25 protein-coding genes are annotated in these 26,330 nt (G+C 71.8%); 19 read left to right on the plus strand and 6 right to left on the minus strand.

Features of this window, described 5'->3' with window-relative positions:
* The first annotated feature begins 13 nt into the window (after positions 1-13).
* Genes OO68_RS12335 through OO68_RS12350 form a run of 4 tightly spaced genes read left to right on the plus strand, consistent with a single transcriptional unit; the run spans position 14 to position 5,416 of the window.
* Positions 14-2,884: a bifunctional acetate--CoA ligase family protein/GNAT family N-acetyltransferase gene (locus OO68_RS12335; protein ID WP_033308342.1), complete on the plus strand. Its 2,871-nt coding sequence runs from the start codon at positions 14-16 to the stop codon at positions 2,882-2,884.
* Between the two features lie 51 nt (positions 2,885-2,935).
* Entirely contained in the window at positions 2,936-3,523 is a 588-nt protein-coding gene (locus tag OO68_RS12340) for a DUF5998 family protein (protein WP_181361612.1), read from the plus strand.
* On the plus strand, positions 3,523-4,719 hold the full coding sequence (locus OO68_RS12345) for an alkaline phosphatase family protein (RefSeq protein WP_033308344.1): 1,197 nt from the start codon (positions 3,523-3,525) through the stop codon (positions 4,717-4,719). The genes OO68_RS12340 and OO68_RS12345 overlap by 1 nt, the downstream gene beginning before the upstream one ends.
* A gap of 46 nt (positions 4,720-4,765) precedes the next feature.
* Entirely contained in the window at positions 4,766-5,416 is a 651-nt protein-coding gene (locus tag OO68_RS12350) for a thymidine kinase (protein WP_033308345.1), read from the plus strand.
* A 22-nt stretch (positions 5,417-5,438) separates the two neighbouring features.
* Here OO68_RS12350 and OO68_RS12355 read toward each other — a convergent pair whose 3' ends face one another.
* Positions 5,439-6,242 carry a VOC family protein gene (locus OO68_RS12355; RefSeq protein ID WP_033308346.1) on the minus strand — a complete coding sequence of 268 codons (804 nt, stop codon included), beginning with the start codon at positions 6,240-6,242 and terminating at the stop codon, positions 5,439-5,441.
* Positions 6,243-6,492: 250 nt separating this feature from the next.
* Here OO68_RS12355 and OO68_RS12360 point away from each other — a divergent pair, with 250 nt between their 5' ends.
* Positions 6,493-7,344: a sulfurtransferase gene (locus OO68_RS12360; RefSeq protein ID WP_033308347.1), complete on the plus strand. Its 852-nt coding sequence runs from the start codon at positions 6,493-6,495 to the stop codon at positions 7,342-7,344.
* Positions 7,345-7,407: 63 nt separating this feature from the next.
* On the opposite strand, the gene sepH is transcribed toward OO68_RS12360, so the two are convergent.
* From sepH to OO68_RS12375, 3 genes are all read right to left on the minus strand, one after another.
* Entirely contained in the window at positions 7,408-8,436 is a 1,029-nt protein-coding gene (sepH, locus tag OO68_RS12365) for a septation protein SepH (RefSeq protein ID WP_033308348.1), read from the minus strand.
* Between the two features lie 519 nt (positions 8,437-8,955).
* Positions 8,956-10,275, minus strand: a complete 1,320-nt coding sequence (locus OO68_RS12370; RefSeq protein WP_033308349.1) for a D-arabinono-1,4-lactone oxidase — start codon at positions 10,273-10,275, stop codon at positions 8,956-8,958.
* Complete coding sequence (locus OO68_RS12375) at positions 10,235-11,473, minus strand: MFS transporter (RefSeq protein WP_033308350.1); 1,239 nt, start codon at positions 11,471-11,473, stop codon at positions 10,235-10,237. Before OO68_RS12375 ends, OO68_RS12370 begins: the two co-directional genes overlap by 41 nt.
* 157 nt (positions 11,474-11,630) lie before the next feature.
* On the opposite strand from OO68_RS12375, the gene OO68_RS12380 reads away from it, so the two are divergent.
* Both OO68_RS12380 and OO68_RS12385 read left to right on the plus strand, forming a co-directional pair.
* On the plus strand, positions 11,631-12,758 hold the full coding sequence (locus tag OO68_RS12380; RefSeq protein WP_033308351.1) for a ferrochelatase: 1,128 nt from the start codon (positions 11,631-11,633) through the stop codon (positions 12,756-12,758).
* A gap of 8 nt (positions 12,759-12,766) precedes the next feature.
* A complete protein-coding gene (locus OO68_RS12385; RefSeq protein WP_033308352.1) occupies positions 12,767-13,582 on the plus strand; it encodes an inositol monophosphatase family protein in 816 nt (271 codons plus the stop codon).
* A 106-nt stretch (positions 13,583-13,688) separates the two neighbouring features.
* Here OO68_RS12385 and OO68_RS46755 read toward each other — a convergent pair whose 3' ends face one another.
* Positions 13,689-13,862: a hypothetical protein gene (locus tag OO68_RS46755; protein ID WP_167345885.1), complete on the minus strand. Its 174-nt coding sequence runs from the start codon at positions 13,860-13,862 to the stop codon at positions 13,689-13,691.
* A 414-nt stretch (positions 13,863-14,276) separates the two neighbouring features.
* On the opposite strand from OO68_RS46755, the gene OO68_RS12390 reads away from it, so the two are divergent.
* The 4 genes from OO68_RS12390 to OO68_RS12405 all read left to right on the plus strand — a co-directional run bounded on the left by OO68_RS12390 (position 14,277) and on the right by OO68_RS12405 (position 17,848).
* Positions 14,277-14,930, plus strand: a complete 654-nt coding sequence (locus OO68_RS12390; RefSeq protein ID WP_003993508.1) for a response regulator transcription factor — start codon at positions 14,277-14,279, stop codon at positions 14,928-14,930.
* A 6-nt stretch (positions 14,931-14,936) separates the two neighbouring features.
* Positions 14,937-16,169, plus strand: a complete 1,233-nt coding sequence (locus OO68_RS12395) for a sensor histidine kinase (RefSeq protein WP_033308353.1) — start codon at positions 14,937-14,939, stop codon at positions 16,167-16,169.
* Positions 16,170-16,575: 406 nt separating this feature from the next.
* The gene (locus tag OO68_RS12400) at positions 16,576-16,872 is read left to right on the plus strand and encodes a DUF4193 domain-containing protein (protein WP_003993510.1); all 297 of its coding nucleotides are present in this window, start codon (positions 16,576-16,578) and stop codon (positions 16,870-16,872) included.
* A 13-nt stretch (positions 16,873-16,885) separates the two neighbouring features.
* Positions 16,886-17,848, plus strand: coding sequence for a hypothetical protein (locus OO68_RS12405; RefSeq protein WP_033308354.1), 963 nt, complete (start codon positions 16,886-16,888; stop codon positions 17,846-17,848).
* Positions 17,849-17,890: 42 nt separating this feature from the next.
* Here the strand turns inward: OO68_RS12405 and OO68_RS12410 are convergent, their stop codons facing one another.
* Positions 17,891-18,349, minus strand: coding sequence for a DUF3093 domain-containing protein (locus OO68_RS12410; RefSeq protein ID WP_033308355.1), 459 nt, complete (start codon positions 18,347-18,349; stop codon positions 17,891-17,893).
* A gap of 58 nt (positions 18,350-18,407) precedes the next feature.
* Here OO68_RS12410 and OO68_RS12415 point away from each other — a divergent pair, with 58 nt between their 5' ends.
* The 8 genes from OO68_RS12415 to OO68_RS12450 all read left to right on the plus strand — a co-directional run bounded on the left by OO68_RS12415 (position 18,408) and on the right by OO68_RS12450 (position 26,306).
* Entirely contained in the window at positions 18,408-18,992 is a 585-nt protein-coding gene (locus OO68_RS12415; protein ID WP_033308356.1) for a PaaI family thioesterase, read from the plus strand.
* A 77-nt stretch (positions 18,993-19,069) separates the two neighbouring features.
* Complete coding sequence (gene dut, locus OO68_RS12420; RefSeq protein ID WP_033308490.1) at positions 19,070-19,621, plus strand: dUTP diphosphatase; 552 nt, start codon at positions 19,070-19,072, stop codon at positions 19,619-19,621.
* A 1-nt stretch (position 19,622) separates the two neighbouring features.
* Entirely contained in the window at positions 19,623-20,375 is a 753-nt protein-coding gene (locus OO68_RS12425) for a DUF3710 domain-containing protein (RefSeq protein WP_033308357.1), read from the plus strand.
* A gap of 159 nt (positions 20,376-20,534) precedes the next feature.
* Positions 20,535-21,710, plus strand: a complete 1,176-nt coding sequence (locus tag OO68_RS12430) for an alginate lyase family protein (protein ID WP_033308358.1) — start codon at positions 20,535-20,537, stop codon at positions 21,708-21,710.
* 176 nt (positions 21,711-21,886) lie between these two features.
* On the plus strand, positions 21,887-24,430 hold the full coding sequence (locus OO68_RS12435; RefSeq protein ID WP_033308359.1) for a sensor histidine kinase: 2,544 nt from the start codon (positions 21,887-21,889) through the stop codon (positions 24,428-24,430).
* Complete coding sequence (locus tag OO68_RS12440) at positions 24,427-25,110, plus strand: response regulator (protein ID WP_033308360.1); 684 nt, start codon at positions 24,427-24,429, stop codon at positions 25,108-25,110. Before OO68_RS12435 ends, OO68_RS12440 begins: the two co-directional genes overlap by 4 nt.
* 62 nt (positions 25,111-25,172) lie before the next feature.
* Complete coding sequence (locus tag OO68_RS12445; RefSeq protein WP_078625258.1) at positions 25,173-25,571, plus strand: OB-fold nucleic acid binding domain-containing protein; 399 nt, start codon at positions 25,173-25,175, stop codon at positions 25,569-25,571.
* Positions 25,572-25,574: 3 nt separating this feature from the next.
* Positions 25,575-26,306: a DUF3159 domain-containing protein gene (locus tag OO68_RS12450; protein ID WP_033308362.1), complete on the plus strand. Its 732-nt coding sequence runs from the start codon at positions 25,575-25,577 to the stop codon at positions 26,304-26,306.
* The last annotated feature ends 24 nt before the right edge of the window (positions 26,307-26,330 follow it).

The raw sequence follows: 26,330 nt of genomic DNA on the forward strand, positions 1-26,330 counted from the left end.
TACTCTGGGGCCCATGCAGACCTCGCCGGACCGGCACGAGTATCCCGCCCACTGGGAAGCCGACGTGGTGCTGCGCGACGGGGGCACCGCGCGCATCCGGCCCATCACCGTTGATGACGCCGATCGCCTGGTCAGCTTCTACGAGCAGGTCTCCGACGAGTCGAAGTACTACCGCTTCTTCGCGCCGTACCCGCGCCTGTCCGCCAAGGACGTCCACCGCTTCACGCACCACGACTTTGTGGACCGGGTGGGACTCGCGGCCACGGTCGGCGGCGAGTTCATCGCCACCGTACGCTACGACCGGATCGGCGCGGACGGAACGCCCGCGTCCGCACCCGCCGACGAGGCCGAGGTCGCCTTCCTCGTACAGGACGCCCACCAGGGCCGCGGGGTCGCCTCCGCCCTGCTCGAACACATCGGCGCCGTCGCCCGCGAGCGCGGCATCCGCCGCTTCGCCGCCGAGGTGCTGCCCGCCAACACCAAGATGATCAAGGTGTTCACGGACGCCGGCTACACCCAGAAGCGCAGCTTCGAGGACGGCGTCGTCCGTCTGGAATTCGGCCTCGAACCCACCGACCGCTCCCTCGCCGTGCAGTACGCCCGCGAACACCGCGCCGAGGCACGCTCCGTGCAGCGGCTCCTCGCCCCCGGCTCGGTCGCCGTCATCGGCACCGGCCGGACACCCGGTGGCGTGGGCCGCAGCGTCCTCGGCAACATCCGCGACGCCGGGTTCACCGGCCGCCTCTACGCCGTGAACAAGGCCCTCCCCGACGGGCAGAAGGAGCTCGACGGCGTGCCCGCGCACCGCTCGGTGCGGGACATCGACGACCCGGTCGACCTCGCCGTCGTCGCCGTACCGGCCGAGCAGGTCACCGAGGTCGTCACCGAGTGCGGCGAGCACGGCGTGCAGGGGCTGGTCGTGGTCTCCGCCGGGTACGCCGAGAGCGGCCACGAGGGGCGCGAACGCCAGCGCGCCCTCGTCCGGCACGCGCGCACGTACGGGATGCGCATCATCGGCCCCAACGCCTTCGGCATCATCAACACCTCCCCGCAGGTGCGGCTGAACGCCTCCCTCGCCCCCGAGGTACCGCGCCCCGGCCGGATCGGCCTGTTCGCCCAGTCCGGTGCCATCGGCATCGCCCTGCTGTCCCGGCTGCACCGGCGCGGCGGCGGCGTCACGGGCGTGACCGGCGTCTCCACCTTCGTCTCCTCCGGCAACCGCGCCGACGTCTCCGGCAACGATGTCCTGCAGTACTGGTACGAGGACCCCGACACCGACGTCGTCCTCATGTACCTGGAGTCCATCGGCAATCCCCGCAAGTTCACCCGCCTCGCCCGCCGGACGGCCGCGGCCAAGCCGCTGGTCGTGGTCCAGGGCGCGCGGCACGCGGCCGCTCCCCAGGGGCACGCCGTCCGCGCGACCCGGCTGCCGCACGAGACCGTCTCGGCCCTGCTGCGCCAGGCCGGCGTCATCCGCGTCGACACCATCACCGAGCTGGTGGACGCGGGCCTGCTGCTCGCCCGCCAGCCCCTGCCCCCCGGCCCCAGGGTGGCCATCCTGGGCAATTCGGAGTCGCTCGGCCTGCTCACGTACGACGCGTGCCTCGCCGAGGGCCTGCGGCCGCACCCCCCGCAGGACCTGACCACCGCGGCCTCCGCGGCGGACTTCCACGCCGCCCTGTCCCGTGCACTCGCCGACGACCGGTGCGACGCCGTCGTCGTCACCGCCATCCCGGCGGTGGGGGAGGGCTCGGTCGGTGACGCGGCCCTCGCGCAGGCCCTGCGCTCCGCCTCTGCCGCGGCCCCGGGCAAGCCGGTCCTGGTGGTTCACGTGGAGCTGGGCGGCCTGGCGGAGGCCCTGTCGGCGGCGGCGAGCACGGCACCGCAGACCGGTTCGGGTGAAACACCGCAATCGATCTCCGACCGGGCATCACGCGCGGAGGGGGGCGAACCACCTCGAAGCGCGCCCGATGCGACACCCGCCGAGGGCCACCTCCCCGCCGCCGACGCCGCCGAAGGCGCCCACCTCATCCCCGCCTACCCCGCCGCCGAGCGTGCCGTCCGCGCCCTCGGCCAGGCCGTCGCCTACGCGCAGTGGCGGCGCGACGCCGCCGACCCCGGCAAGGTGCCCGAGTACGAGGACATCGACGAGAAGGGCGCCGCCGCGCTCATCGACGGCCTGCTCGCGCGCGGGCAGGGACTCACCCTCGGCACCGAGGAGACCTGCGACCTCCTCGGCCACTACGGCGTCCAGGTCCACCGTGCCCTGCCCGCCCCGACCCCCGACGCCGCCGCCGAAGCCGCCCGCACCCTCGGCTACCCCGTGGCGCTCAAGGCCACCGCCCCGCACCTCAGGCACCGCGCCGACCTGGGCGGCGTCCGCCTCGACCTCGCCGACGAGGACCAACTGCGCCGCTCATACGCGGAGTTGACCGAGCTGTTCGGTGCGCCGGAGGAGCTGCGGCCGGTGGTGCAGCGGATGGCGCCGCGCGGCGTGGACGTCGTCGTACGGGCCGTCATCGACCCCGCGGCCGGAGCGGTGCTCTCCTTCGGGCTCGCCGGGGCCGCCTCGCAGCTGCTCGGGGACACCGCGCACCGGCTGATCCCGGTCACCGACCGGGAGGCGAGCTCGCTGGTGCGCTCGATCCGCACCGCCCCCCTGCTGTTCGGCTGGCGCGGCTCCGCCCCTGCGGACACCCGGGCCCTGGAGGAGCTGCTGCTGCGGCTGTCCCGGCTGGTCGACGACCACCCCGAGGTCGTCGCGGTCACCCTGGAGCCGGTCGTCGTCGCCTCGCACGGTCTGAGCGTCCTCGGTGCCTCCGTCCGCCTCGCGCCCCCGCCCGCCCGCGACGACCTCGGCCCGCGGACCCTTCCCGCCTACTGACAGGGGGCGACCTGTCCCTCGCAGTCAGTGGTCCCCCGTAGGATGGGCGTCATGGCCAAGACCAGTACGACGACCCAGGGGCTGCGGGCGGCGATCGAGCGCAGCGGCTACTACCCGGCCCTCGTGGCCGAGGCGGTGGAGGCCGCCGTGGGCGGTGAGCCCATGCGGTCGTACCTGGTCCACCAGGAGACGACGTTCGACCAGAACGAGGTGCGGCGGCACGTGACCGTGCTCGTCCTCACGGACAACCGCTTCATCGTCAGCCACACCGATGAACAGGCCGCCGACAGCACCTCCCCGACGCCCTACGCCACGACGTCGACGGAGTCCGTGAAGATCGGCCGCATCTCGTCGATCGTGGTCAGCCGCGTGGTCGCCAACCCCGAGTCGTACAAGCCGGGCACCCTGCCCCGCGAGGTCGTCCTCACCATCGGCTGGGGCGCCGTCTCCCGCATCGACCTGGAGCCTGCCGCGTGCGGCGACCCCAACTGCGAGGCGGACCACGGCTACACCGGCAACTCGACCGCGGACGACCTCAGCCTGCGCGTCAGCGAGGCCGGGGACGGACCGGAGACCGTGCGTGAGGCCCTCGCGTTCGCGCAGGCCCTCTCCGAGGCGACCGCGGACACGACCCGCTGATGGCACAGCCCGAAACGGCCTGGGGCCCCCACCCCGAACCGCTGACCGTCTCCTCCGCACCCACCCCCGAGTACGGCAGCGGATCGCTCGCCGACCTCCTGCCCACCCTGGCCGCCGGCCTCGGCGTCCCGGACATGAACGCCGCGATCACCGAGCTGACCCCCGCCGACCGGAACTGCGTGTTCCTGATCGACGGTCTCGGCTGGGAGCAGCTGAAGGCGCACCCCGAGGACGCGCCCTTCATGACGTCCCTCCTCGCCACCTCCCGCGGCGGCACCGGGCGTCCGCTCACCGCCGGCTACCCGGCGACCACGGCGACCTCCCTCGCCTCCGTCGGCACCGGCCTGCCGCCCGGCGCGCACGGCCTGCCCGGTTACACCGTCCGCAACCCGGACACCGGCGAGCTGATGAACCAGCTGCGCTGGCAGCCGTGGACGCAGCCCGGCGTCTGGCAGCCGTACCCCACGGTCTTCCAGCTGGCGCACGCGGCCGGGGTGCACGCCGCGCAGGTGTCGTCCCCGACCTTCCAGAACACCCCCCTGACCAGGGTCGCGCTCAGTGGCGGAACGTTCCTGGGACGACTGACCGGCGAGGACCGCATGGACCTGGCGGCCGAGCAACTGGCCGCGGGTGACCGCTCCCTGGTGTACACCTACTTCGCCGAGGTGGACGGCGCCGGTCACCGCTTCGGCGTCGACTCCGACACCTGGCGCGGCCAGCTCATGTACGCAGACCGCCTGGTCCAGCGCCTGGCCGAGCAACTGCCCCCGCGCAGCGCCCTCTACGTCACCGCCGACCACGGCATGATCGACGTGCCGTTCGACGAGCAGCACCGCATCGACTTCGACGAGGACTGGGAGCTGAGCGCCGGGGTCGCCCTGCTCGGCGGCGAAGGCCGCGCCCGCCACGTCTACGCGGTGCCCGGCGCGGCGAACGACGTCCTGACCTGCTGGCGCGAGGTGCTCGGCGAGCAGTTCTGGGTGGCCTCACGCGACGAGGCCATCGCGGCGGGCTGGTTCGGCCCGCACATCGACGAACGGGTGTACGGCAGGATCGGTGACGTGGTCGCAGCCGCCCGGGACGACGTCCTGCTCATCGCCTCCGAGCGGGAGCCCAAGGAGTCGGCCATGGTCGGCAACCACGGTTCGATGACCCCCGCCGAGCAGCTGGTCCCCCTGCTCGAAGTACGCTCCTAGCACTGCCCCACGCCGACCTCTCACGCCGAAAGGTGCTCAACTCCACATGCCCGAGCTGGTGTTCTTCTGCGGAACCATGGACTGCGGGAAGTCGACGCTGGCTCTCCAGATCGAGCACAACCGCTCGGCGCGCGGCCTGCAGGGCATGATCTTCTCGCGCGACGACCGGGCCGGCGAGGGCAAGCTGTCCTCGCGCCTCGGCCTGGTCACGGACGCGGTGGAGGTCGGCGACGGGCAGGACCTCTACGCCTACCTCGTCGACCATCTCTCGCAGGGCGGCCGCGCGGACTACGTGATCGCCGACGAGGCACAGTTCCTCGCGCCGGAGCAGATCGACCAACTCGCGCGCGTGGTCGACGACCTGAGCCTGGACGTCTACGCCTTCGGCATCACGACCGACTTCCGCTCCAAGCTGTTCCCCGGCTCGCAGCGGCTGGTGGAACTGGCCGACCGGGTCGAGGTGCTCCAGGTGGAGGCCCTGTGCTGGTGCGGAGCCCGCGCCACGCACAACGCCCGCACGATAGGCGGGGTGATGGTCGTCGAGGGCGCCCAAGTGGTCGTCGGCGACGTCACCCACTCCGCCGACGAGGTCGGGTACGAGGTGCTGTGCCGTCGTCACCACCGCCGCCGGATGACCGCGGCGACCTCCCATGCGGCGGCCCTGTCCCCGGACGTGCTGCCGGTGACGTCCGCCTGACCCGCGTCCCGCGCTCCCGCCGTCAGTCCGGTCGCTGCACGATCGCGAACCGGGCGCCTTCCGGATCCGCCACCCCCGCCACCCGCCCGTGGGCGGTGTCGTGTACCGGCTTGAGGACCTGCCCGCCCAGATGGACGAGCTGGTCCACGGCGTCGTCGACATCAGCGACCTGGAAGTACGTGACCCAGTGCGGCCCGCGGTCGCGGGGCAGGGCGTGGCCCACACCGTGGATGCCGGCGACGGGCGCTCCGCCCAAGTGCAGCTCCACGTAGTCGAAGTCGGCGGAGACCACCGGCTCCTCCTCGTAACCGAACACCGTCCGGTAGAACTTGGCGGCACTCGCCGACTCGAAGGTCAGCAGCTCGTTCCAGGCGGGGGCGCCGGGCACGCCCGAGACGGCGGTGCCCAGATGCGTGGCGGCCTGCCAGATGCCGAAGACAGCGCCCGCGGGGTCGGAGCAGATCGCCAGACGGCCGGCGTCGGCGGCGTCCAGCGGACCCACGCCGATCGTTCCGCCGCGGCTGCGCACCGTTTCGGCCGTCAGATCCGCGTTCCGTGAGGCGAAGTAGGGCGTCCACGCGATGGGCAGATGGCGGTCCGGTGGCAGCCGGCCGAGGCCGGCCACCTCGCGTCCGTCGAGCAGCGCGCGCACATAGGGGCCGAGTTGCTGGGGGCCCGGCTGGAACTCCCAGCCGAACAGCGCTCCGTAGAAGTCCTCGGTCGCGTCCAGTCCGTGCACCATCAGGCTCACCCAGCAGGGCGCGCCGGGCGCGTGCCCGGCGGGTGGGTCACCGTACGGCCCGGCGGACCCCCGTGCGTCGGTCATCGTCACTCTCTTCTCGGCCTCGCGGTGGCCGTGCTCTCCGCAGCCTGGTGGGTCAGCCCTGTGGGGCGTCCCATGCCCGGGAGAATGCCCGATGTGCGGGCCTCGTCCCTCGCGGCGCGCTTGTCGGCAGGTGTCGTTCAGCTGTACAGCATGTGCTTGTTCCCGTACACCGTGTGATCGTTCCGCTCCGGCCGAGCAGAGTAGCCGGACACGGACGGCTCGGCCACCCCCGTGCGCGAGGATGGGAACCATGAACGTCATCATCTCCGCCTCCGACCTCGCGAAGGACCTCGACAGCGCCCGCCCGCCGGTCCTGCTCGATGTCCGCTGGCAGCTCACCGCGGCCAAGGCGGCCGGCGAGCCGCCGTTCGACGGCCGGGCCGCGTATGAGGCAGGGCACCTGCCGGGGGCCGTCTACGTCGACCTGGACCGGGAGTTGGCCTCCGCGCCGGGCGAGGGCGGCCGGCATCCGCTGCCCGACCTCGCACGCTTCGGCACCGCGATGCGCCGGGCGGGCGTGTCGGCCGGTACACCGGTGGTCGTCTACGACGGCGGCCAGGGCTGGGCGGCGGCCCGGGCGTGGTGGCTGCTGCGCTGGACGGGTCACCCGGACGTGCGGGTCCTCGACGGCGGGTTGCCGTCCTGGGAGGGGCCGTTGGAGACATCCGTACCGGCTCCGGCCGAGGGGGACTTCGTGCCCGAGCCGGGGGTGACGGGGCTGCTCGACGCGGATGCCGCCGCGGCTCTGGCACGGTCCGGTGTGCTGCTGGACGCGCGGGCGGGGGAGCGGTACCGGGGCGAGGTGGAACCGATCGACCCGGTGGCCGGGCACATCCCGGGCGCGGTGTCGGCACCCACCACCGAGAACGTGGGGGCCGACGGGCGCTTCCTGCCCGCCGGGGAACTGCGGGCGCGCTTCGAGGGATTCGGCGTGCGGGAGGGTTCGCAGGTCGGCGTGTACTGCGGGTCGGGGGTCTCCGCCGCCCACCAGGTACTGGCGCTGGCGGCCGCGGGCATTCCGGCCGAGCTGTACGTGGGTTCGTGGTCGGAGTGGTCCTCGGACCCGGGCCGGCCGGTCGCCGTCGGGCCGGATCCGCAGTGACCTGACACGAGGAGAGGGCCGCGCCCGGAAGGCACGGCCCTCTTCGTCCTGTGGCGGACCCGGCTACTCCTGCTTCTTGCGCCGCGTCCCGAACACGATCTCGTCCCAGCTCGGGACGGCCGCTCTGCGGCCCGGACGGACGCCGTCCGCCTCGGCCTGGCGATCGGTGGCACCGATGAGCCGGTCGCGGTGACTGCCCACCGATCGCGGCATGAGGACGTCCGCGTAGGCGGACCCGGCCGAGGCGGCGGGAGCCGGGGGCTCCTCCTCCTCGATCTCGGCGACGACGGGCTCTTCCTCGGACTCCGCCGGGGGCAGTTCCGGGACGACGAGGTCGCCGCGGAAGCTCGGCACCGCCTCCAGCAGGCTTGTCAGCGAATCCCGCTCGCCGGTGATCTCCTCGTCCGGTTCGGACGCCTGCGCGGGCAGGCTGGGCCGCTCGGGACGGTCCAGCGGTCTGTCGCGCGGCAGACGGGCGATCCGGGGGACGAACGGGAAGCTGGGTTCCGGCGCGGCCAGGTCGTCGGACTCGCCGATCAGGGAGCGCGCCTCGTCGTCGACGGCCTGGACGAGCCGCCGGGGCGGGTCGTACGTCCAGCTCGCCGAGTGCGGCTCGCCCGCGACGCGGTAGACCAGCAGGACTTCCCACGTGCCGTCGTCGCGACGCCATGAGTCCCACTGGACGGTGTCCTTGTCGGCCCCGCGCAGCAGCAGTCGTTCCTGCACGGCCTCGCCCAGCGGCGGACCGGAGTTCTCGCCGGGGCGGCGGACCGGGGTCTTGCGGGCGCGCTCGGCCATGAAGGCGCGCTCGGCGAGCACGGGACCCTCGAAGCGGCGCACCCGGTCGACGGGGATGCCGGCCATCTGCGCGACCTCTTCCGCGGTCGCGCCCGCACGTATACGCGCCTGGATGTCGCGGGGGCGGAGGTGGCTCTCGACCTCGATCTCGATCTGGCCGAGACGGGGACGGTCGCCACGCACGGCGGCGCGCAGCCGTTCGTCGATCGGAAGCGTGTACTCCGTAGAGTCGGCAGCCTTCAGCACCAGCCGTGTGCCGTCATTCGAGACGGCCACGACACGCAGTTCGGGCATGGGGACCTCCCGGGTGGTGCCTGCCGACGTCACGTGCGTCGCTGCTTCCGCTAGTCGAGTGTGGCCTGCCCGGGTGCAGCCTGCCACAACCTTGCCGAGTTGCCCGGCGTGTCGGGCGCGGGCCCTGGATCGCCGTTATGGCACGGTTACCTATTCGCAACGCTAAGTGACGAACTCCATCACCCTGTGCAACTAGCCCCCTCCCGGCGGTCCTTAAGGCCCTGTACACCCACAGGGGAGACCGGACCCAGGGCTCGCAACAGTACTCCATTCGGGCCACGTGCGTGGATTGGCGCGCCGCCCAACTTCTCGCAAGGGGTGGGACTTGGACACCCCTTCCCCGGTTCTGTGATCTTGAACGTGGGGAACTTCACGTAATCACCAGAATCGGAACTAAGGGTTCGGAACCAAGGGTTACGGAGAAGCCACGGCGGACCGACGTGCTCAGGCGAGAGCGACGATCCCACCCCGAGCGCCGACCGGCGTGAAGACGCCGGGCGCACCACCCCCGTGCGTCGCCTACGCCCCCAGAACCCTCCGCACATAGTCGTTCTGGAACAGCCGGTCAGGATCGAGCCGGTCCCGCAGCGCCGTGAACTCGCCGAAGCGCGGATACACCCGGGAGAAGTACTCGGCGTCCCGCGTGTGGACCTTGCCCCAGTGCGGACGGCCCTCGTGGGCGGTGAAGATGCGCTCGGCCGCGGTGAAGTACCGCTGGTAGGGGGTGCCCTGGAACATGTGGACGGCGATGTACGCGCTGTCCCGGCCGGAGGCGGTGGACAGGGCGATGTCGTCGGCGGGGGCCGTGCGCACCTCGACCGGGAAGCTGACCCGGAGGCCGGAGCGGTCGACCATCGCCTTCAGCTCGCGCAGCGTCTCGACGACGGCCGCGCGCGGAACGGCGTACTCCATCTCCACGAAGCGCACCCGGCGCGGGGACGTGAAGACCTTGTAAGGGATGTCCGTGTAGGTCCGTGCGGACAGGGCCTTGCTGGAGATCTGGGCGATCGCGGGGATCGTGGCGGGCACCGTGCGGCCGACCCAGTTGGCCACCTGGAAGACGCCGTTGGAGAGGAACTCGTCCTCGAACCAGCTTTTGAGCTGCGGCACGGGTTTCTCCGGACCCGCGCTGCGGTTGTTGCGCTTGGTGTTGGTGCTGCCGGTGTGCGGGAACCAGTAGAACTCGAAATGCTCGTTCTCGGCCCAGAGTTCCTCGAAATCGGAGAGGACCTTGTCGAACGGCATCGGCTCCTCGCGGGCCGTGAGCAGGAAGACCGGCTCGACGGCGAAGGTGATCGCGGTGACGATGCCCAGGGCGCCGAGGCCGATGCGGGCCGCGGCGAAGACCTCCGGGCTCTCCTTCTCGGAGCAGGTGAGGACGGAACCGTCGGCGGTGACCAGCTCCAGGCCCTTGATCTGGGCGGCGATCGAGCCGGAGTCACGGCCCGTGCCGTGCGTGCCGGTGCTGGTGGCGCCGGAGACCGTCTGCTCCATGATGTCGCCCATGTTCGTGAGCGACAGACCCTCGCGGGCGAGGGCCACGTTGAGCCTCTTGAGCGGGGTGCCGGCCTCCACCGTGACCGTCATGTTCTCGCGGTCGACCTTGCGTATGCCGGTCAGCAGCTGAGGGCGGATCAACATGCCGTCCGTCGCGGCTATGGAGGTGAAGGAGTGCCCGGCGCCGACAGCCTTCACCTTCAGACCGTCCTCGGCGGCTCGCCGCACCGCGGCGGCCAGCTCGTCGACGGAAGCAGGGGTGACCTCCCGCGCGGGACGGGCCGAGACGTTGCCGCCCCAGTTACGCCACGTGCCGTTCTTTCCGTTCGCTGTGCTGCTCAACGGAGCCTCCCCGACCCGGTGCCGGTCGCTTGAGCCGGCGGAACCCGAGGAAACCCACCGCGACCGCGACGGCCCCGGCCACCGCCGGAACCCCGTACCCGGCACGCGCCCCGGCCGCGTCGATCACCCAGCCGGCCACGGAGGAGCCGAGCGCGACACCCGCCGCGAGCCCGGTGCTCACCCAGGTCATGCCCTCGGTGAGCTGCGCGCGTGGTACGTGCTCTTCGATGAGGGACATGGTCGTGATCATCGTCGGAGCGATGGACAGACCCGCAACGAACAGCGCCACGGCCAGAGACGGCAAGTTTCCGACCAGTAGGAGGGGGATCATACTCACGGCCATGGCACACACGCCCAGCAGCCACCGGCGTTCCGGCGCCCCGGCGAAGTGCAGCAGCCCGTAGACCATGCCCGCCACACAGGAACCCGCTGCGTACACCGCCAGGACGACGCTGGCGGCGGCCTTGTGCCCCTCCTCGTCGGCGAAGGCCACGGTGACCACGTCGACCGCCCCGAAGATCGCCCCGGTCGCCACGAAGGTGGCCACCAGGACCTGAAGGCCCCGCGAGCGCATCGCCGTGCCGCCGCCCCGCCGCTCGCGCGGGTGAGGTGCAGGCTCGGTGGCGCGCTGCGCGGTCAGCCAGAAGACGCCGACCGCCAGGAAGCAGGCGGCGATCAGCGGACCGGCCTCCGGGAACCAGGCCGTGGACAGACCGATGGAGATGATCGGCCCGAAGATGAAGCACACCTCGTCCACCACGGACTCGAAGGAGTACGCGGTGTGCAGCTGCGGCGTCCCGCGGTACAGGGCCGCCCAGCGGGCCCGGATCATCGCGCCGACGCTCGGGACGCATCCGATGCCCACGCACGCCGCGAACAGCACCCAGTCCGGCCACCGGTAGTGCGCCGCGCACAGCAGGAGGGCCGCCGCGGCCAGCGAGACCAGCGTCGCCGGGCGCAGCACCCGCCGCTGCCCGTACTGGTCGACCAGCCGCGAGACCTGCGGTCCGGCCACCGCGGCGGACAGCGCGATGGTGGCCGACAGGGCACCGGCCAGGCCGTACCTCCCGGTGAGCTGGGAGGTCATCGTGACCACGCCGATGCCCATCATCGACAGCGGGATGCGGCCGAGGAAGCCCGCGACGGAGAAACCCTTGGAGCCTGGGGCTGCGAACAAGGCGCGGTACGGGCTGGGCACGAGGTCTCCGAAGGCTTCAGTAAGCTGCGAACGCAGTCGAGGCAGCTTACGCCTGGAATGCCCGGCGGCACCCGTTCGGCCCCGTCCCGGATCCGGCCGCCGCGCGCGGGCCACCCGCCGTTTCCCGGCTGTCACTGCAGGGTGGCAGGATCGACTCATGCCAGACGCGCGCGATGCCAGCCCCTACGATGCCCTGCTCCTGCTCTCGTTCGGCGGCCCGGAAGGCCCGGACGACGTGGTCCCGTTCCTGGAGAATGTGACGCGCGGGCGCGGCATCCCCAAGGAACGCCTCAAGGAAGTCGGGCAGCACTACTTCCTGTTCGGCGGGGTCAGCCCGATCAACGACCAGAACCGCGCCCTGCTGGACGCCCTGCGCAAGGACTTCGCCGGCCACGGCCTGGACCTCCCGGTCTACTGGGGCAACCGCAACTGGGCGCCGTACCTCACGGACACGCTGCGCGACATGGTCCGCGACGGCCGGCGCCGCGTCCTGGTCCTCGCCACCAGCGCCTACGCCTCGTACTCGGGCTGCCGCCAGTACCGCGAGAACCTCGCCGACGCACTCGCGGCCCTGGAGGCCGAGGGCCTGGAGCTGCCGAAGGTCGACAAGCTGCGGCACTACTTCAACCACCCCGGCTTCCTGGAACCCATGATCGACGGGGTCCTCCGGTCCCTCGCCGAGCTTCCCGAGGACGTCCGGGACGGGGCGCACCTCGCCTTCTCGACGCACTCGATCCCGACGGCCTCCGCCGACACCTCCGGCCCGGTCGAGGAGCACGGCGACGGCGGCGCCTACGTGAAGCAGCACCTGGACGTGGCGCAGCAGATCGCCGACGCCGTCCGGGAGCGCACCGGCGTCGACCACCCCTGGCAGCTCGTCTACCAGTCCCGCTCCGGCGCCCCGCACATCCCGTGGCTGGAGCCCGACATCTGCGACCATCTCGACGAGCGGCACGCGGCCGGCGTCCCGGCCGTCGTCATCGCCCCCATCGGCTTCGTCTCCGACCACATGGAGGTCCTGTACGACCTCGACACGGAGGCCACGGCCAGGGCCGAGGAGCTCGGGCTGCCGATGCGGCGCTCGGCCACCGTCGGCGCCGATCCGAGGTTCGCCGCCGCGATCCGCGAGCTGGTGGTGGAGCGCGCCGCCGCGGAGCGCGGGCAGGACGTCACACCGTGCGCCCTGGGCGCCCTCGGGGCGAGCCACAACCTCTGCCCGGTCGGCTGCTGCCCGGCCCGCGCCCCCCGGCCCGCCGCCGCGGGCGCCGACAGCACCTACGCGTGAGGAGCCCCGTGACCGACCCCCTGCACACGGACCTGCTCGAACTGGCCCGGGAGGCCGCCCGCCGCGCCGGGGCGCTGCTGCGGGACGGACGCCCTGCCGACCTCGCGGTCGCCGCGACCAAGTCCAGCCCCATCGACGTCGTCACCGAGATGGACATCGCGGCGGAGAAGCTGATCACGGGCCTGATCGCCGAGCGCCGCCCGGACGACGGGATCCTCGGAGAGGAGGGCGCCGCCACGGAGGGCACGAGCGGCGTCCGCTGGGTGATCGACCCGCTCGACGGCACCGTGAACTACCTGTACGGGCTGCCCACCTGGGCCGTCTCCATCGCCGCCGAGCAGGAGGGCGAGACCGTCGTGGGCGTCGTCGCGGCTCCGATGCGCGGCGAGACGTTCCACGCCGTGCGCGGCCGGGGTGCCTGGGCCACCGGCGCCTGGGACGGCGAGCGCAAGCTGGCCTGCCGCACCGCGCCGCCCCTGGACCAGGCGCTGGTCTCCACGGGCTTCAACTACGTCGCCGACGTCCGCGCCCACCAGGCCGATGTCGCCCAGCGGCTGATCCCGCTGCTGCGTGACATCCGGCGCGGGGGCTCGGCCGCGGTCGACCTGTGCGACGTGGCCGCCGGACGCCTCGACGGCTATTACGAGCGCGGTCTGCACCCCTGGGACCTCGCGGCGGGGGACCTGATCGCCCGGGAGGCGGGCGCGCTGACCGGTGGACGCCCCGGAGAGCGCCCGTCGGGCGATCTGGCAGTGGCGGGGGCCCCCGGCGTCTTCGAGCCCCTCCAGCGCCTCCTGGAGGACTTCGGAGCCTGGCACGACTGAAGGCGCCCGGGCCCGCGCGAGGTGCGCCGAGCACCGGGCGCGCCCCCGAGACAACGAAAGCGGGCCCCGGCGCTGGATTCGCCGGGGCCCGCTTCCTGCGGCCTGATCAGACGCTCGTCGCGCCGACCTCCACACCGTGCTCGGCGGCGAGGCGGCGCAGGTCGTCGAGCTCGCCCTGCTCCACATCGACGAGGAAGTCGTCGCCCTCGTCGCGAGCCCGGGACAGATCGGACTCGGTCGCCCTTATGCGCTGCAGAAGTCCTGCGGTGAATGCGTCCATGCTGCGCCCCCTCGTCCTGGGTCGTGGGTCGATGGCACGGGGGTGTGCCGGTCGGAAGGGACGATCACGCCGCATGTGGATGCCCAGCGCCGCTCGGCCGGGCGGCGACGGTGCCGGACACCCACGCCCGCCCTGCGGAAAGCGGATTGATGCGCACCGCATGGTGGTGCGGCGCCAGCAGAGCGTGATCGTGGGATGTAAAGCCGTCCTCCCCAAGCTCCCTTCCGGGGAAACCTAACGGGAGGAGAAAATCTCGTATTCCCCCTCGGGTCACCGCCCTCTCACTCGCCTTACCTCCGACTTATGGCCGAAAAGGGCAGGATGGAGGGCAACACACCAAGGCACCGTCGAAGACCCCTGCCCGCGTGCGCCCGGTGAGGGCTGCGCGGGTGGACATGAGGAAGGACCAGGAACGTGCGCGTACTCGTCGTCGAGGACGAGCAGCTGCTCGCCGATGCGGTGGCCACCGGACTGCGCCGGGAGGCCATGGCCGTCGACGTCGTGTACGACGGCGCGGCCGCCCTGGAGCGCATCGGGGTCAACGACTACGACGTGGTCGTCCTCGACCGCGACCTGCCCCTCGTGCACGGCGACGACGTCTGCCGCAAGATCGTCGAACTGGGCATGCCCACGCGCGTGCTGATGCTGACCGCCTCCGGCGACGTCAGCGACCGGGTCGAAGGCCTGGAGATCGGCGCCGACGACTACCTGCCCAAGCCGTTCGCGTTCAGTGAGCTCATCGCGCGCGTGCGCGCCCTCGGCCGGCGCACCAGCGTGCCCCTGCCGCCCGTCCTGGAGCGCGCCGGGATCAAGCTCGACCCCAACCGCCGCGAGGTCTTCCGCGACGGCAAGGAGGTCCAGCTCGCGCCCAAGGAGTTCGCCGTCCTGGAGGTGCTGATGCGCAGCGAGGGCGCCGTCGTCTCCGCGGAGCAGCTCCTGGAGAAGGCCTGGGACGAGAACACCGACCCGTTCACCAACGTCGTGCGGGTGACGGTCATGACCCTGCGCCGCAAGCTGGGTGAGCCGCCCGTCATCGTCACCGTCCCCGGCTCCGGCTACCGGATCTGATAACCCGTGGCAACGACTCCAGCGCCCCCGCAGGCGCCCCCCAAGCCCACCTGGGATCCCAGAAGGCCCGTACCGCCCTTCCCCTGGCTGCGCCCGACCATCCGCATAAGGCTCACCCTGCTCTACGGCGGCATGTTCCTGATCGCGGGCATCCTGCTTCTGTCGATCATCTACCTGCTGGCTGCCCAGGCCCTGAACGTGGGCAGTGAGCTGCCGTTCAAGATCGTCGAGGGCAAGGTCACCAGCGAGATCTGCAACCTGCCCGACCAGGCCTCGCCCGCCGAGTTCAACAACGCCATGAACCACTGCGTCAACGAGCAGCGCCAGAACGCCCTGGACAACCTGCTCAGCCGCTCGCTGCTGGCCCTGCTGGGCCTTGCGGTCATCGCGTTCGCCTTCGGCTACGCCATGGCCGGCCGCGTCCTGTCGCCGCTGGGCCGGATCACCCGTACCGCCCGCGCGGTGGCCGGCTCCGACCTCTCCCGGCGGATCGAGCTGGACGGCCCGGACGACGAGCTGAAGGAGCTGGCGGACACCTTCGACGACATGCTGGAGCGCCTCCAGCGCGCCTTCACCGCCCAGCAGCGCTTCGTCGGCAACGCCTCGCACGAACTGAGAACGCCGCTGGCGATCAACCGCACACTCCTCGAGGTGCACCTGTCCGACCCGCAGGCACCGCCGGAGCTCCAGCAGCTGGGCAAGACGCTGCTGGCGACCAACGAGCGCAGTGAGCAGCTCGTCGAGGGCCTGCTGCTGCTCGCCCGCAGCGACAACCAGATCGTCGAGCGGGGGCCGGTGGATCTCGCCGAGGTCGCCGAGCAGGCCATCGACCAGGTCCGCGGGGAGGCCGCCGGCAAGGGCGTGAGCATCCGCGGCGAGCAGAAGCCCGCGGTCGTCCAGGGCAACGGCGTGCTGCTGGAGCGGATCGCGCTCAACCTCGTGCAGAACGCCGTGCGCTACAACGTGCCGGAGGACGGCTGGGTCGAGGTCACCACCGACGTCCAGCACGGCCAGGCGGTCCTGGTCGTCGCCAACACGGGCCCGGTCGTGCCGGCGTACGAGATCGACAACCTCTTCGAGCCGTTCCGGCGGCTGCGCACGGAGCGGACGGGCAGCGACAAGGGCGTGGGGCTCGGACTGTCCATCGTCCGGTCCGTGGCCCGGGCACACGGCGGGCACATCTACGCCCAGCCGCGTGAGGGGGGTGGACTCGTCATGCGCGTCACGCTGCCGATCTGAGATCATGTCGCCGATCCACTCGGCGGCACACGGGGATGTTCGCTTTGCGCGGAATTTTTTATGCTTCGCCGCGCGTGCACCGTGTGTGATCGATCACAGGGACGCCTTTCCGGCCATCTACTCTCCGTGATCATGCCCGTTGTCGGAAAGCCGGGATAATCCCGGTTTTCGGGGGTCTTGATCACGGGAAGTACACGGTGAGACGCCTTTGGCGTGCAGCATTCGGACCGTGTACGGTCCCCATCGCCATCCAAGCCGATCACTCATGAGGAGTCCGGTTGGGTGTCGATTGAGTAACAGACCTTGATGTGAGGCAAAATCTCCGCCTCAGGTCGGGCACAAGTCCGGCCTCTCACGCGTTACGTGCGCTGGAGACACCGCAGACACCCAGAGGGGGAGAGCGACCATGGCAACCGATTACGACACTCCACGCAAGACCGACGACGACGTCGACTCGGACAGCCTCGAAGAGCTGAAGGCTCGGAGGAACGACAAGTCGGCCTCCGCCGTGGACGTCGACGAGTTCGAGGCGGCAGAAGGCCTCGAACTGCCCGGAGCCGACCTCTCGAACGAGGAACTGGCCGTCCGGGTGCTCCCGAAGCAGCAGGACGAGTTCACGTGCATGAGCTGCTTCCTGGTGCACCACCGCAGCCAGCTGGCCCGGGAGAAGAACGGTCAGCCGATCTGCCGCGACTGCGACTGAGGGCGGGTCGGCCGTGACCGGCTCGACCCCTCCCTGGAAGCGCCGCTTCTCCCAGCGGAAAGCGGACGAAGGGCCGACGGACGGCCCGCGGTACGGCGTGCGTGAAGACGAGCGAGGCTCATCCGGCACGGGGGCGGCCTCGCTCGAACCGGCAGCGGACCGGGGTGACCTCCCGGCGTCCGTGGACGTCCCCGCACCCGTCGCGAGACGGCGGGCGGGGGCGTTCCGGCAGCGGGCCAGGGAAGGCGCCCGCAAGGGCGGCGACCGGGCCCGGGCCGGCCTGGCCCACCTGGCCGACCGCATCATCGAACTGGCCCCGCGCGTGCCCGTGCGGGACCTGGCGACGCTGCGCCGGCAGTTTCCGGGCCTCGGGCCCGAGGAGATCGCCGACAAGCTCGTGGCGGGCGCCGCGAAAGCGACGGCGACGGTCGGAGCGGGTGTCGGCGCGGCCGCGATGCTCCCCGTGCCCCCGGCGATGCCGACGGAACTGGCCGCCGAGATCACCGGCGTCGCGGTGATCGAGCTGAAGCTGATCGCCGAACTCCACGAGGTCTACGGCGTGCGGCCGCCCGGCAACCTCAAGCAGCGCAGCACCGCGTACCTCGACTCGTGGTCGGGGGAGCGCGGCATCGACGCGTCCAGGCCGTCGACCCTCAGCGCGGCGCTGAACAGCCGCATGAAGCGGGAACTGCGGCAGCGGATCATGAAGCGCATGGTCCGCAGCATGCCGAACCTGATGCCGTTCCTGGTGGGCGCCGCCGTGGGCGCGGCGATGAACCGCGGCGAGACGAGAAAGCTCGCCGGCCGGATCCGCCAGGACCTGCGCAAGATCCAGGTGCCCTGGGAGGCCCTGGAGGCGCTCCCCGGCCTGGAACGTCCGGCGGACGCCCTGGAGATGGGCGAGATCACCCATGACCCCCTGGGCCGTCATGAGGGCCACCGCGGCGACGACCGGACCGGCGGCGACGGGCCCTGAGAACGGCCGGTCGGCGGCCGGGTGACGTCCCGCTCAGGTGTGCTACGCCGGCTTCGCCGTCCGCAGCGCCTCCGCCAGGCGCTCCGGCTCGCGCGTCGACAGGTACAGGTACGGAGTCGGGTCCTGCGGGTCCGTGACCTCCACCCGCAGGGCCGTGGGGATGTACGCCCGCAGCAGGAGGAAGGCGCGCGGATCGGCCTTGTAGGTGCGCCAGGCGCGGGCTTCCTCCGCGTCCAGCACCTCCGCCTCGCCCAGGGCCGTCAGCGGGATCTTCGCCTCTCCCGCGATCAGGGAGTCGCCTACCACGCGGATGCGGACCGAGCCGTACGAGCTCGCGGCGACGGCCGCGACCGCGGTGCCCCCGGCCAGGCCGCCGAGCATCGGCAGCGTGCCGAACGGGAGCAGGATCAGAGCCAGGGAGACGCCCACGAGGAACGAGATCAGCCACCAGGTCCGCGGGGCGGTGAGGCGTTCTTCGTACGGGGCGGCGGAGAGCTGCATGGGGCCTAGCTTGACACGGTGTCCGGAAGGGGCCGACGCGCGGGTAAGGTCTCCGGCTGTGAGTCGTACTTCCGCAGCTCTTCAGCCTCCGGCCGACGCCGTGCAGCCGGTGCGGCACCCGGACGCGCCCGCGCCCGGTGAGCTCCTCGGCGCGCACTACGGCGCGTGTTTCGGCTGTGGCGACGACCAGCCGCACGGGCTGCACCTCCAGGCGCGGGCCGGCGAGGGCGTGTCGCTCACCGCCGAGTTCACCGTCCAGCCCGCCCACCAGGGCGCTCCGGGCCTCGCGCACGGTGGCGTGCTCACCTCCGCCCTGGACGAGACCCTCGGCTCGCTGAACTGGCTGCTGCGCACGATCGCGGTGACCGGGCGGCTGGAGACCGACTTCGTGCGGCCCGTGCCCGTCGGCACCACGCTGTACCTGGAGGCGCAGGTGACGGCGGTCGCCGGGCGGAAGATCTACTCCACCGCGACCGGCCGTGTCGGCGGCCCCGAAGGGCCCGTCGCCGTGTGCGCGGACGCGCTCTTCGTCGAGGTGAAGGTCGACCACTTCGTCGACCACGGCCGCCGGGAGGAGATCCAGGCCGCCATGAACGACCCGGACCAGGTCCGGCGCGCCCGCGCCTTCGAGGTGAACCCGTGAGCACGGAACACCCCTTGCGACCCGCGAGCCCCACCAGTCCCGTCAGCCCGGAAAGCCCCATGACCCCCACGAGCTCCATGAGCCGGCAGCCGCTGGACGTGCTGATCCGGCGCGTCGACCCCGACGTGCCGCTTCCGTCGTACGCGCAGCCCGGTGACGCCGGGGCCGATCTGCGCACCACCGAGGCGTGCCAACTGGAGCCGGGTGAGCGGGCCGTGCTGCCCACCGGGGTGTCTGTGGCGCTGCCGGAGGGGTACGCGGCCTTCGTGCACCCGCGATCCGGCCTGGCCGCCCGCTGCGGCGTCGCCCTGGTGAATGCCCCGGGGACGGTTGATGCCGGGTACCGTGGGGAGATCAAGGTGATCGTGGTGAATCTCGACCCGCGCGAGGCCGTGCGGTTCGAGCGCTTCGACCGGATTGCCCAACTGGTGGTGCAGCAGGTCGAGAGGGTCCGCTTCCAGGAGGTGGCGGAGCTTCCCGGCTCCGCGCGAGCCGAGGGGGGCTTCGGGTCCACCGGAGGCCATGCGGCGGTGGACGGGACGAGCGGCACAAGCGGTCAGGCCGCCGTCGGCGGTCAGGCGGGTGGGAATCGATACGCTTCGGTCGTATCCGACCGGGAAGGACAGTGACGTGTTCGGACGTCGCAAGAAGAGGGATGCCGCCGAGGACGCGGCCGGCGAGGCCGAGCAGGTCGTCGACGGTGTCGACACCGATGCGGACGCAGAGCGCGAGCGCCTGAGGCTCGAACCGGCGCCGCGCCCCGACGGGCCCTGGGACAGCTCCGAGGTGCGTGACCCGAGCGAAGGCCGGGTCGACCTGGGCGGCTTGTTCGTGCCCGGCGTCGACGGCATGGAGCTCAGGGTCGAGGTCGCGGGCGACGCGATCGTGGCGGCGACGGTCGTGCTGCAAGACAGCGCCATCCAGCTCCAGGGCTTCGCAGCGCCCAAGCGCGAGGGCATCTGGGGCGAGGTGCGCGAGGAGATCGGCACCGGCATCACCCAGCAGGGCGGCATCGTCGACGAGGTCGAGGGGCCGCTGGGCTGGGAGCTGCGCGCCCAGGTGCCCGTACAGCTGCCGGACGGCACCGGCGGCTTCCAGGTCGTGCGGTTCGTCGGTGTGGACGGCCCCCGCTGGTTCCTGCGCGGGGTCATCTCGGGCCAGGGCGCGGTGCAGCCGCAGGCCGCCGGGCTGCTGGAGCAGATCTTCCGGGACACGGTCGTGGTCCGCGGCGAGGGCCCGATGGCGCCCCGCGACCCGATCGTCCTGAAGCTGCCGAACGACGCCCAGATGGTCCCCGAGGGCGTCCAGCAGGAAGAGGGCTCCCGTTTCGCCGGCGGAATGGGCCAGCTCCAGCGCGGACCGGAGATCACCGAGGTCCGCTGACCCGGCAGAGACACCAGAGCCGTACCCCACCGGGGGTGCGGCTCTTTCTCGTGCGCGGAACCTTGACGACACATTGGTCTGTACCTACCGTCTCCGTCCAACGCGTCTGTTCATAAAGGCGCTTCACGTTCACATACGAGAACGGAAGGCCCCCCACGTATGCGCAGAACCGCTCTCCTCGCGGCTTCGGCCGCCCTCGTCGCCGGTGTCCTCGCCCGGCCCGCCGACGCCGCTCCCAGCGCCCCCGCCGCCTTCGTCCACCCCGGAGTCACCGTTTCGAAGGGGCAGTTGGACTTCACCCGGTCCAAGGTCAACGCCGGCGCCCAGCCCTGGAAGAGCGCCCTCGACCGGATGACGGCGAGCAAGTACGCCGACCTGAACCGCACGCCCAAGCCCCGCGCGGTCGTCGAATGCGGTTCGTACTCCAACCCCAACCTCGGCTGCACCGACGAGCGCGAGGACGCCATCGCCGCGTACACCCACGCGCTCGCCTGGTACATCACCCGCGACGAACGGCACGCCCGCAAGGCGATCGAGCTGATGGACGCCTGGTCCGCCGTGATCCGGGACCACACCAACAGCAACGCGCCCCTGCAGGCCGGCTGGGCCGGCTCCTCCTGGCCCCGGGCCGCCGAGATCATCAAGCACACCTACACCGGCACCTGGGCGAACTCCGGCCGCTTCGCCACGATGCTCCGCACCGTCTACCTGCCCGAGATCATCAGCGGCTCCCACTCCAACGGGAACTGGGAGCTGTCGATGATGGAGGCCGCCGTCGGCATCTCCGTCTTCCTGGAGGACAAGGCCTCCTACGACAAGGCCATGGCCAAGTTCCGGACCCGGACGGCCGCCTACGTCTACCTGGAGTCCGACGGAGCGCTCCCGAAGACCGTGCCGAGCCAGAACCTCGACACCCGGGAGAAGATCGTCAAGTACTGGCAGGGGCAGACGACCTTCGTCAACGGACTCAGCCAGGAAACCTGCCGCGACTTCACACACACCGGCTACGGCCTCTCGGCCATCTCGCACGTCGCCGAGACCAGCCGCATCCAGGGTCAGGACCTCTACGGCACGGACGTGGGCGAGAGGCTGCGGCACGGGCTCGGCTTCCACGCCAGGTACCAGCTGGGCGCCGGTGCCGAGGGCTGGCTGTGCGGCGGCTCGCTGAAACTCGGCCTCGGGCCGGTCTCCGAGGTCGGGCACAACGCCCTGGCCAACCGGCTCGGACACGCCATGACCAACACCGGGACCCTGACCCTGCGGGGCCGCCCCGCCGGGAGCAACAACCTCTTCGTCGCCTGGGAGACCCTCACCCACGGCGACAACCCCGCCTGACCTCCTGACGGCCGGGCGTCGGGCGGGGACCCCGGTGCCCGGCCCCTCCGGCTGGCCGGCCCGCGTCAGAGTTCCGTCAAAGTGCGCCCCTGAGGGTGCCCGGCGCCCGGATGCAGCGCTTTGCGGCCGTAGGGTCGACGCTGCGCACTCGCAGACCACCGGAAGACAATGGGGCCATGGCACGCGGCAAGCTTCGGATCCACCTCGGTGCAGCACCGGGCGTCGGCAAGACGTACGCGATGCTGGCCGAGGCGCACCGCCGCGTCGAGCGGGGCACCGACTGCGTGGTGGCCTTCGTCGAGCACCACGGACGGCCCCGGACCGAAGTGCTGCTGCACGGCCTGGAGCAGGTGCCGCGCAGGGAACTGGAGTACCGCGGCGGGGTTTTCCCCGAGATGGACCTCGACGCCGTCCTCGCCCGGCGCCCCCAGGTCGCCCTGGTGGACGAACTCGCCCACACCAACATCCCCGGCTCCCGCAACGCCAAGCGCTGGCAGGACGTGGAGGAACTGCTCGCCGCCGGGATCGACGTGGTCTCGACCGTCAACATCCAGCACCTGGAGTCCCTCGGCGACGTCGTCGAGTCGATCACCGGGGTGCGGCAGCAGGAGACCGTGCCGGACGAGGTGGTGCGCCGGGCCGACCAGGTCGAGCTGGTCGACATGACGCCCCAGGCGCTGCGGCGGCGGATGGCGCACGGCAACGTCTACCAGCCCGACAAGGTCGACGCCGCCCTGTCGAACTACTTCCGTCCCGGCAACCTGACCGCCCTGCGCGAGCTGGCGTTGCTCTGGGTGGCCGACCGGGTCGACGCCTACCTCACCCAATACCGCAGCGAGCACCGGGTGTCGGCGATCTGGGGCTCGCGCGAGCGGATCGTGGTCGGTCTGACCGGCGGTCCCGAGGGCCGCACGCTCATCCGCCGGGGCGCCCGGCTGGCCGAGAAGGGCGCAGGCGGCGAGGTGCTGGCCGTCTACATAGCCCGCAGCGACGGGCTGACCTCGGCCTCGCCCAAGGAACTGGCGCTGCAGCGGACCCTGGTCGAAGACCTGGGCGGAACGTTCCACCATGTCGTCGGCGACGACATACCGGCCGCGCTGCTCGCCTTCGCCCGCGGCGTCAACGCCACCCAGATCGTGCTCGGCTCCTCGCGCCGCAAGACCTGGCAGTACGTATTCGGGCCCGGCGTCGGAGCGACGGTCGCCCGGGAGTCCGGACCCGACCTCGACGTGCACATCGTCACCCACGACGAGGTCGCCAGGGGCCGGGGGCTGCCGGTCGCCCGGGGCGCGCGGCTCGGACGCTCCCGGCGGGTGTGGGGCTGGATCACCGGCGTCGCCGGACCACCGCTGCTCGCCGCGCTGCTCAACGCCGTCGACCTCGGCCTCGCCAACGACATGCTGCTGTTCCTGGCGCTGACGGTGGCGGCGGCCCTGCTCGGCGGACTGCTGCCCGCCCTGGCCTCGGCGGCGGTGGGCTCCCTGCTGCTGAACTACTTCTACACACCGCCCCTGCACCGCTGGACCATCGCGGACCCGAAGAACATCGTCGCCATCGTGATCTTCGTCGCGGTCGGTGTGGCGGTGGCCTCCGTGGTCGACCTCGCCGCCCGCCGCACGCATCAGGCGGCCCGGCTGCGGGCCGAGTCCGAGATTCTGTCCTTCCTCGCCGGCAACGTGCTGCGCGGCGAGACGGGCCTGGAGGACCTGCTGGAACGGGTCCGGGAGACCTTCGGCATGGAGTCGGCGGCCCTGCTGGAACGGGCGAGCGACGTCGAGCCCTGGACCTGCGCCGGCCGCGTCGGCCGGGGACGCCCCGTCGACCGGCCCGATCAGGCGGACGTGGACATGCCCGTCGGCGACCACATGGCCCTGGCCCTCACCGGCCGCGTGCTGCCAGCCGAGGACCGCCGGGTGCTGGCCGCCTTCGCCGCCCAGGCCGCCGTCGTCCTGGACCGCCGCCGGCTCCGGGAGGAGGCCGACCGGGCCCGCACGCTCGCCGAGGGCAACCGCATCCGTACGGCCCTGCTGGCCGCCGTCAGCCACGATCTGCGCACCCCCCTCGCCGGGATCAAGGCGGCGGTGAGCTCCCTGCGCTCCGAGGACGTCGAATGGTCCGAGGAGGACCGGGCCGAGCTGCTGGCGGGCATCGAGGAGGGCGCCGACCGGCTCGACCACCTCGTCGGCAACCTGCTCGACATGTCGCGGCTCCAGACGGGCACCGTCACCCCGCTGATCCGCGAGATCGACCTCGACGAGGTGGTGCCGATGGCGCTCGGCGGTGTGCCCGAGGGCAGTGCCTGCCTGGACGTGCCCGAGACGCTGCCCATGGTCGCCGTCGACCCCGGGCTGCTGGAGCGGGCGATGGCCAACCTCGTGGAGAACGCCGTCAAGTACAGTCCGCCCGGCGCACCCGTGCTGGTCGCCGGCAGCGCGCTCGCCGACCGGGTGGAGGTGCGGGTCGTCGACCGGGGGCCGGGCGTGCCCGACGAGGCCAAGGAGCGCATCTTCGAGCCCTTCCAGCGCCACGGCGACGCCCCGCGCGGCGCGGGCGTGGGCCTGGGCCTCGCGGTGGCACGCGGCTTCGCCGAGGCCATGGGCGGCACCCTGGCCGCCGAGGACACCCCCGGCGGCGGGCTCACCATGGTCCTCACCCTCCGCGCGGCGGGAACCCGCCCGGAGCACCGTCCCGCGGCAGAACCGGAAAGGCAGGCCTCATGACCCGCGTCCTCGTGGTCGACGACGAGCCGCAGATCGTGCGCGCCCTCGTGATCAACCTGAAGGCACGCGCGTACGAGGTCGACGCGGCCCACGACGGTGCCACCGCCCTGCGGCTCGCCGCCGCCCGCCACCCCCACGTGGTCGTACTGGATCTCGGGCTGCCCGACATGGACGGCGTCGAGGTGATCAGGGGACTGCGCGGCTGGACCCGGGTGCCGATCCTGGTGCTGTCCGCCCGGCACACCTCCGACGAGAAGGTCGAGGCACTGGACGCGGGCGCCGACGACTACGTCACCAAGCCGTTCGGCATGGACGAGCTGCTGGCCCGGCTGCGGGCCGCCGTACGCCGGGCCGAACCGGCCGGCGACGCCCCGGGCGACGTGATCGTCGACACCGGCGAGTTCACCGTCGACCTGGCAGCGAAGAAGGTCAACCGGGCCGGCAAAGACGTACGGCTCACCCCCACGGAGTGGCACCTGCTGGAGGTCCTCGTGCGCAACAGCGGTCGCCTGGTCGGGCAGAAGCAGCTGCTCCAGGAGGTGTGGGGGCCGTCGTACGGGACGGAGACGAACTATCTGCGCGTGTACATGGCGCAGTTGCGCCGGAAACTGGAAGCGGACCCCTCGCACCCGAAGCACTTCGTCACCGAGCCGGGGATGGGCTACCGCTTCGAGAAGTGAGGGGTGTCGCGCCGGGAACAGGCTCCTCGCCCTTCGTCAGCGGGCCCCGGTACGCTTCAGATATGAGTGCTGTCCCTCGTTCCGAAAAGCCGGCGGGCCGTTTCCGGCGCATGCTCGACCGGCTCTCCTCGTCGCAGGAGGACCTGGAGTCCGAGGAACTGCGCGAAGACAGCGAGACGGCCGGCTGTACCCGGATCGGAGACTGCCAGGACCGCCAGATAGTGACGGTTACTGGTACCTTGCGCACGGTCACCCTTCGGCCGCGTGCGGGAGTCCCGGCCCTGGAGGCCGAGCTGTTCGACGGCTCCGCCGCGCTGGACGTGGTCTGGCTCGGCAGGCGCTCCATCGTGGGGATAGAGCCGGGGCGCAGACTGATCGCGTCGGGCCGGATCTCGATGAGCCGGGGCCGCCGGGTGCTGTTCAATCCCAAGTACGAACTGAGACCCCTCGGACGGGAGTAGCCGGTGACGTCGCTCGACAAGCCGACCGAAGAGACATCTGCGGACGACGCCCGGGCGGTGACCGAGGCCGCCCTGTTCGAGGCGTTCGGCGGCGTGCGGGGCATGGTGGAGACGGTGCTTCCCGGCCTCCTCTTCGTCACCATCTACACGATCAACAAGGACCTGCACCTCTCGGCGATCGCGGCGCTGGCCGTGTCGCTGAGCCTGGTCGTGGTCCGGCTGGTGATGAAGGACACCGTCAAGCACGCCTTCAGCGGTGTCTTCGGCGTGGCCTTCGGTGTCGTCTTCGCGATGATGACCGGCAACGCCAAGGACTTCTACCTGCCCGGCATGCTCTACACGCTGGGCCTGGGTCTCGCCTACATCATCACCACGCTGTGCGGGGTGCCGCTGATCGGGCTGATCCTCGGCCCGGTCTTCAAGGAGAACCTCTCCTGGCGCACGCGCAACCCCGGCCGCAAGAAGGCCTACGCGAAGGCCAGCTACGCGTGGGGAGCGATCCTGCTCGCCAAGTGCGCGATCCTCTTTCCGCTGTACTGGTGGGCCGACACCACCCAGCTGGGCTGGGTCCTGGTCGCCCTGAAGATCCCGCCGTTCCTGCTCGCGGTGTACCTGACGTGGGTGTTCCTCGCGAAGGCGCCCGCGCCGATCGACGTGTTCGCCGAGATGGAGGCCGAGGAGAAGGCGGCCGAGGAACGCGAGCGGCAGGCTGCCGCCCGGTCCGCGGAGCAGTAGCCTCCGGCGCTGACGTAAACGGAA

Origin of the sequence: Streptomyces iakyrus (assembly GCF_000717055.1) — a bacterium.
GTDB lineage: Bacteria > Actinomycetota > Actinomycetes > Streptomycetales > Streptomycetaceae > Streptomyces > Streptomyces iakyrus.

Coding starts and splice junctions, on each gene's coding strand:
- OO68_RS12335 (WP_033308342.1), top strand. CDS start 14: ATGCAGACCTCGCCGGACCGGCACGAGTATCCCGCCCACTGGGAAGCC.
- OO68_RS12340 (WP_181361612.1), top strand. CDS start 2,936: ATGGCCAAGACCAGTACGACGACCCAGGGGCTGCGGGCGGCGATCGAG.
- OO68_RS12345 (WP_033308344.1), top strand. CDS start 3,523: ATGGCACAGCCCGAAACGGCCTGGGGCCCCCACCCCGAACCGCTGACC.
- OO68_RS12350 (WP_033308345.1), top strand. CDS start 4,766: ATGCCCGAGCTGGTGTTCTTCTGCGGAACCATGGACTGCGGGAAGTCG.
- OO68_RS12355 (WP_033308346.1), bottom strand. CDS start 6,242: ATGACCGACGCACGGGGGTCCGCCGGGCCGTACGGTGACCCACCCGCC.
- OO68_RS12360 (WP_033308347.1), top strand. CDS start 6,493: ATGAACGTCATCATCTCCGCCTCCGACCTCGCGAAGGACCTCGACAGC.
- sepH (WP_033308348.1), bottom strand. CDS start 8,436: ATGCCCGAACTGCGTGTCGTGGCCGTCTCGAATGACGGCACACGGCTG.
- OO68_RS12380 (WP_033308351.1), top strand. CDS start 11,631: ATGCCAGACGCGCGCGATGCCAGCCCCTACGATGCCCTGCTCCTGCTC.
- OO68_RS46755 (WP_167345885.1), bottom strand. CDS start 13,862: ATGGACGCATTCACCGCAGGACTTCTGCAGCGCATAAGGGCGACCGAG.
- OO68_RS12400 (WP_003993510.1), top strand. CDS start 16,576: ATGGCAACCGATTACGACACTCCACGCAAGACCGACGACGACGTCGAC.
- OO68_RS12410 (WP_033308355.1), bottom strand. CDS start 18,349: ATGCAGCTCTCCGCCGCCCCGTACGAAGAACGCCTCACCGCCCCGCGG.
- dut (WP_033308490.1), top strand. CDS start 19,070: ATGAGCCGGCAGCCGCTGGACGTGCTGATCCGGCGCGTCGACCCCGAC.
- OO68_RS12430 (WP_033308358.1), top strand. CDS start 20,535: ATGCGCAGAACCGCTCTCCTCGCGGCTTCGGCCGCCCTCGTCGCCGGT.
- OO68_RS12435 (WP_033308359.1), top strand. CDS start 21,887: ATGGCACGCGGCAAGCTTCGGATCCACCTCGGTGCAGCACCGGGCGTC.
- OO68_RS12440 (WP_033308360.1), top strand. CDS start 24,427: ATGACCCGCGTCCTCGTGGTCGACGACGAGCCGCAGATCGTGCGCGCC.
- OO68_RS12445 (WP_078625258.1), top strand. CDS start 25,173: ATGAGTGCTGTCCCTCGTTCCGAAAAGCCGGCGGGCCGTTTCCGGCGC.